General features: G+C 65.8%; 4 protein-coding genes and 1 pseudogene. 4 read left to right on the top strand and 1 reads right to left on the bottom strand.

Annotated features, from left to right (window positions below):
* The first annotated feature begins 53 nt into the window (after nt 1–53).
* Complete coding sequence (gene serA / locus AC5Y2L_RS13380; protein ID WP_499935059.1) at nt 54–1640, top strand: phosphoglycerate dehydrogenase; 1587 nt, start codon at nt 54–56, stop codon at nt 1638–1640.
* Entirely contained in the window at nt 1637–2647 is a 1011-nt protein-coding gene (locus AC5Y2L_RS13375) for a 3-isopropylmalate dehydrogenase (protein WP_499935017.1), read from the top strand. Before serA ends, AC5Y2L_RS13375 begins: the two co-directional genes overlap by 4 nt.
* A gap of 133 nt (nt 2648–2780) precedes the next feature.
* Here AC5Y2L_RS13375 and AC5Y2L_RS13370 read toward each other — a convergent pair.
* Nucleotides 2781–3851, bottom strand: a pseudogene (locus tag AC5Y2L_RS13370) (MFS transporter); the annotation flags it as partial.
* Nucleotides 3852–3974: 123 nt separating this feature from the next.
* Between AC5Y2L_RS13370 and AC5Y2L_RS13365 the strand changes: the two are divergent.
* Both AC5Y2L_RS13365 and gltX read left to right on the top strand, forming a co-directional pair.
* On the top strand, nt 3975–4772 hold the full coding sequence (locus tag AC5Y2L_RS13365) for a fumarylacetoacetate hydrolase family protein (protein WP_499935016.1): 798 nt from the start codon (nt 3975–3977) through the stop codon (nt 4770–4772).
* Nucleotides 4769–6238, top strand: coding sequence for a glutamate--tRNA ligase (gene gltX / locus AC5Y2L_RS13360; protein ID WP_499935014.1), 1470 nt, complete (start codon nt 4769–4771; stop codon nt 6236–6238). The genes AC5Y2L_RS13365 and gltX overlap by 4 nt, the downstream gene beginning before the upstream one ends.
* The last annotated feature ends 7 nt before the right edge of the window (nt 6239–6245 follow it).

Genomic DNA, 6245 nt, shown 5'->3' with positions numbered 1-6245 from the left:
GACCCGCTTCGCCCGGCTCCGCCGCGCTCGCGGTCCCCGACTACGCTGTCGGCGTGAACCTGCCTGTTGTGTTAATCGCCGACAAACTCGCCCAATCAACCGTGGCCGCGCTGGGAGACCAGGTTGAGGTGCGCTGGGTAGACGGCCCTGATCGAGAGAAGCTGCTGGCCGCGGTGCCCGAGGCCGACGCGCTGCTGGTCCGGTCGGCCACCACTGTCGACGCCGAGGTGCTGGCGGCGGCCCCCAGGCTGAAAATCGTCGCCCGCGCAGGCGTCGGGCTGGACAACGTCGACGTGGATGCAGCCACTTCGCGCGGCGTGCTGGTGGTCAACGCCCCGACGTCGAACATCCACAGCGCCGCTGAGCACGCGTTGGCGTTGCTGCTGGCCGCGTCCCGGCAGATCCCAGCGGCCGATGCCTCGCTTCGCGAGCACACCTGGAAGCGGTCCTCCTTCTCGGGCACCGAGATTTTCGGCAAGACCGTCGGCGTCGTGGGATTGGGCCGGATCGGCCAGCTGGTGGCCCAGCGGGTCGCGGCCTTCGGCGCTCACGTCGTCGCCTACGACCCGTATGTTTCACCGGCGCGGGCAGCGCAGCTCGGCATCGAGCTGCTATCTCTCGACGAGTTGCTGGGCCGGGCCGACTTCATCTCTGTGCATTTGCCCAAGACCCCCGAGACCGCGGGCCTCATCGACAAGGAGGCGCTGGCGAAGACCAAGCCTGGCGTAATCATCGTCAACGCCGCGCGCGGCGGCCTGGTTGACGAGGCTGCGCTGGCCGAAGCGGTGCGCAGCGGACATGTCCGCGCGGCCGGTATCGACGTGTTCGCCACCGAACCCTGCACTGACAGCCCGCTTTTCGAGCTGCCGCAGGTGGTGGTGACGCCGCACCTTGGGGCGTCCACCGCCGAAGCCCAGGACCGGGCCGGCACCGACGTAGCCGAGAGCGTGCGGTTGGCGCTGGCGGGGGAGTTCGTGCCGGATGCGGTCAACGTCGGCGGCGGGGTGGTCAACGAAGAGGTGGCGCCCTGGCTGGATCTGGTACGCAAGCTTGGTGTGTTGGCGGCTGCGCTGTCCCACGAGTTGCCGGCGTCGCTACAGGTGCAAGTCTGCGGTGAGCTGGCCGCCGAAGACGTTGAGGTACTCAAGCTTTCGGCTTTGCGCGGCCTGTTCTCGGCGGTCATCGAAGATCCGGTGACCTTCGTCAACGCCCCTGCGCTTGCTGCCGAGCGCGGGGTTTCCGCCGAGATCACCAAGGCGTCCGAAAGCCCCAACCACCGCAGTGTCGTCGATGTGCGGGCGGTCGCCGCCGACGGTTCGGTGGTCAACGTGGCCGGCACGCTGTCCGGGCCGCAGCAGGTGCAAAAGATCGTGCAAATCAACGGCCGCAACTTCGATCTGCGCGCTCAGGGCACCAACCTGGTGATCAACTACGCCGACCGGCCCGGGGCGTTGGGCAAGATCGGCACTCTGCTCGGCGCCGCCGGTGTGAACATTCAGGCCGCCCAGCTGTCGGAGGACACCGAGGGGCCGAGCGCGACCATCCTGCTGCGTCTAGACCAGGATGTGCCGGCCGACGTCCGGTCCGAGATCAGCGCGGCGGTAGGGGCCAACATGCTTGAAGTGGTTGACCTTTCGTGAAACTCGCTGTTATCCCGGGTGACGGAATCGGGCCGGAAGTCGTGGCCGAGGCGGTCAAGGTGCTCGACGCGGTGCGGCCCGGAGTCGAGAAGACCAATTACGACCTGGGCGCTCGCCGCTACCACGCCACCGGCGAAGTACTGCCCGAGTCGGTGGTGGGCGAACTGCGCGAGCACGACGCCATCCTGCTCGGCGCGATCGGCGACCCGTCGGTTCCCAGCGGCGTCCTCGAGCGAGGCCTGTTGCTGCGCTTGCGATTTGAGCTCGATCACCACGTCAACCTGCGTCCCGGCCGGTTGTATCCCGGGGTGAGCAGCCCGCTGGCCGGTAATCCGGATATCGACTTCGTGGTGGTGCGCGAGGGCACCGAAGGCCCCTACACCGGCAATGGCGGCGCAATTCGCGTCGGGACGCCCAACGAAGTCGCGACCGAGGTCAGCGTGAACACCGCCTTCGGTGTGCGTCGCGTGGTGGTCGACGCATTCGAAAGGGCGCAGCGGCGTCGCAAGCATCTGACGTTGGTGCACAAGACCAACGTGTTGAGCTTTGCCGGCAAGCTGTGGTCGCGGATCGTCGCCGAGGTCGGCGAAGAATTTCCCGACGTCGAGGTCGCGTACCAACACGTCGACGCTGCAACCATTTTCCTGGTGACCGACCCCGCACGCTTCGACGTCATCGTCACCGACAACCTGTTCGGCGACATCATCACCGATTTGGCCGCGGCGGTTTGCGGCGGCATTGGCCTGGCAGCGAGTGGAAACATCGACGCGACCCGGACCAATCCGTCGATGTTCGAGCCGGTGCACGGCAGCGCGCCGGATATCGCCGGCCGCGGCGTCGCGGATCCGACCGCGGCGATCATGTCGGTGGCGCTGTTGCTGGCCCATCTTGGTGAGGACGAGGCGGCGGCTCGGGTGGATCGGGCAGTGGGTTCCTATCTGGCGAGCCGCGGGGACGAACGGCTTGCCACCGGCGCCATCGGCGAACGGATCGTAGCCGCGCTCTAGTCTCCAACCCCGGCGGTAGCAGCCGTGTCGGCACTAAGGGCACGGCCGCCAGCGGGAACAGTCCACACAGTATCCACGCCGACGGATACTTCGCGGCGGTGATCAAAGCACCGAAGATTGGCGGCCCGGCCGCCGCGGTAACCCGTTGGGCGGTGTTCTGGATACCGAGGGCGCGTCCACTCCAGAACGGTCCCGCGAATTCGGTGATGGCGGTGGCCTCCAACCCGTTGTCGAGCACCGCGATCACCGAAATGGCGACCATCAGCGCCGCCTGATAACTCGAATTCAGGTAGTCGGACCACGCCAGGAAAAAGAGTGTTACAGCGGCGGAGGCGGCGATGATGCGTACGGGTCGCATCCGCGAACCGACCCGATCAGACCAGCGCCCGACCAGGATGCGGCCTACCGCACCGAGCAACTGCGAAAGTGTGACCAAACTGCCCGCGGCCGCGACCGACCAATGCAGGTTTTTGACCAGCCAAACCAACATGAACGTCACGGTGACCGTCTGGGGCATCATCATCAGCGCCGACACCACATGGATTCGCCACAGCGTCGACGAACCACGATACGGGCTTGCCAGTTCCTGTTCGGTCGCCGTCTTCCGGGACTTGCGTGGCGCGTCTCTGATGCCGATGAGGCTGGCCACCGCGGACACGCTGCAAACGACGGCGGGAAACATCATTCCGGCATGCGGGCGGCTCTCGGCCAGCTCGGGTATCACCAGCGCGCCCAAGGCGATCCCCAGTGGTTGCGCGGTCTGACGGATTCCCATCGCCAGGCCGCGTTGGTGCGGCGGAAACCATCCGGACACCAGCCTGCCGCCGGCGCTGTTGCAACTGCCGGCGGCCATGCCACCAAAGAAGAGAAAAACCGCGAACAACACCTGCGAATGCACCGTCGCCGCGGCGTAGGCCGCGGCCGCGGTCAGCGCTGAGCCGACGGTCATCACGATCCGCTCACCGACGCGGTCCAGCAGATACCCCCACGCGACCAGGGTGACCACCATGCCCCAGCTGGGCATTGACGCCAGCAGTCCGGCTTCGTCAAGCCGGATTCCGCGCGCGGTCTGCAGCGAGGGAATCAGGAACGGAACGCCATTGATGAAGACGAAAGAACTCACCGTCGCCACCAGTGAGACGACCAAATTCGACCACCGCGCCCCGGCACCGAACTGGACCGTGGTGCTGGGCTCGGTCGACATTTGCCCATGCTCGCATGTCATCCGCCGGGCTGAAAGCAACTGTCGCCAGGCTCAGCCACAAGTTTTGCCATTTACTCGCACGGGCCCGCTGCGCCCGGCTTCGCCGCGGCTAGGCTCAACCGAATGCGCCTTGGTCGAATCGCCAGCCCAGACGGCGTCGCCTTCGTCAGCATCGAGGGCGAGCCGGACGATCCCACCGGAATGACCGCACGGGAAATCGCTGAGCATCCATTCGGCACGCCGACATTCACCGGCCGATCCTGGCCGCTGGCCGATGTCCGCCTGCTGGCCCCGATCCTGGCCAGCAAGGTGGTCTGCGTGGGTAAGAACTACGCCGACCACATCGCCGAAATGGGCGGTGCGACCGGCTCAGCCCCGGCGGACCCGGTGATTTTCCTCAAACCGAATACGGCGATCATCGGACCGAATGTGCCGATTCGCTTGCCCCCCAACGCATCACCTGTCCACTTCGAGGGCGAGCTGGCGTTGGCGATCGGCCGTCCGTGCAAAGACGTTCCAGCCGCCCGGGCCGCTGAGAACATCCTCGGCTACACCATCGCCAACGACGTGTCTGCCCGCGATCAGCAACAGGCCGACGGCCAATGGACCCGGGCCAAGGGACACGACACCTTCTGTCCAGTCGGCCCGTGGATCGTCACCGACCTGGACCCGGCCGACCTCGAACTGCGCACCGAGGTCAACGGCGACGTCAAGCAAAACAGCCGTACCTCGTTGATGATTCACGACGTCGGCGCCATCGTCGAATGGATTTCGGCGGTCATGACATTGCTGCCCGGTGACCTGATTCTCACCGGAACACCCGCCGGCGTCGGTCCGCTCGAGCACGGCGATACCGTCTCGATAACCGTGCAGGGAATCGGTACCCTGACCAATCCCGTAGTCCGCAAAGGAAAGTCTTGACTGCACCAGAAGCCAAAGTCCGGGTCCGGTTCTGCCCGTCGCCCACCGGTACTCCCCATGTCGGGATGGTCCGCACGGCGCTGTTCAACTGGGCCTACGCCCGTCATACCGGTGGCACCTTCGTATTCCGCATCGAAGACACGGACGCCGAACGGGACAGTGAGGAAAGCTATCTGGCGCTGATCGATGCGTTGCGCTGGCTCGGTTTGAATTGGGACGAGGGACCCGGGGTCGGCGGACCCTATGGCCCGTACCGCCAATCGGAGCGCACCGAAATCTATCGTGACGTGGTGAGCCGACTGCTGGCCGCAGGCGAGGCCTACTACGCCTTCTCGACACCGGAAGAGGTCGAGGCCCGTCACGTCGCGGCAGGCCGCAATCCCAAACTGGGCTATGACAATTTCGATCGTCACCTGACCGACTCGCAGCGCGCCGCATACCTGGCGGAAGGCCGTCAGCCGGTGGTGCGCTTACGGATGCCCGACGACGACCTCCGGTGGGACGACCTGGTGCGGGGGTCCACCACTTTCGCGGCCGGCAGCGTACCGGATTTCGCGTTGACCCGCGCGAACGGAGATCCGTTGTACACCTTGGTCAACCCGTGCGACGACGCGCTGATGAAGATCACGCACGTGCTGCGCGGCGAGGATCTGCTGCCGTCGACTCCGCGCCAGCTGGCGCTGTACCAGGCGCTGATCCGCATCGGGGTTGCCGACCGTATTCCCGAATTCGCCCACCTCCCAACGGTATTGGGGGAGGGAACCAAGAAACTTTCGAAGCGCGATCCGCAGTCGAATCTATTCGCCCATCGCGAACGCGGGTTCATTCCCGAGGGGCTGCTGAATTACCTTGCGCTGCTCGGTTGGTCGATCGCCGACGACCGCGACCTGTTCAGCCTCGAGGAGATGGTGGCCGCGTTCGACGTGGCCGATGTCAATTCCAACCCGGCTCGGTTCGACCAGAAGAAGGCCGACGCCATCAATGCCGAGCACATCCGGATGCTCGACGCCGACGATTTCACCGTCAGGCTGCGCGACTACTTGGACGTACACGGCCATCACATTGAATTGGATGACGCACGGTTCGCGGTCGCGGCTCACCTGGTCCAGACCCGCATCGTCGTGCTCGGTGACGCGTGGGACCTGCTGAAGTTTCTCAACGACGACGCATACACCATCGACCCCAAAGCCGCCGCCAAGGAGCTGCGGCCCGACGGGGACCGAGTGCTCGGCGCTGCGCTGGCCGCGTTGGACGGCGTGGTGGACTGGACCGCCGCTAACGTCGAGGCCGCGTTGAAGTCCGCGCTCATCGAGGATCTGGGTCTCAAACCGCGCAAGGCGTTCGGCCCGATCAGGGTCGCGGCGACGGGAACATCCATCAGCCCACCGTTGTTCGAATCACTCGAGCTGCTGGGTCGTGACCGCACTTTGGGGCGCCTGCGGAATGCCGTCGGCTGGCAGGAGTGACGGAACG

This window comes from Mycobacterium sp. NGS66 (genome assembly GCF_059812225.1).
This window is presented reverse-complemented; position numbering and strand designations above follow the sequence as displayed.

Coding starts and splice junctions, on each gene's coding strand:
- AC5Y2L_RS13365 (WP_499935016.1), top strand. CDS start 3,975: ATGCGCCTTGGTCGAATCGCCAGCCCAGACGGCGTCGCCTTCGTCAGC.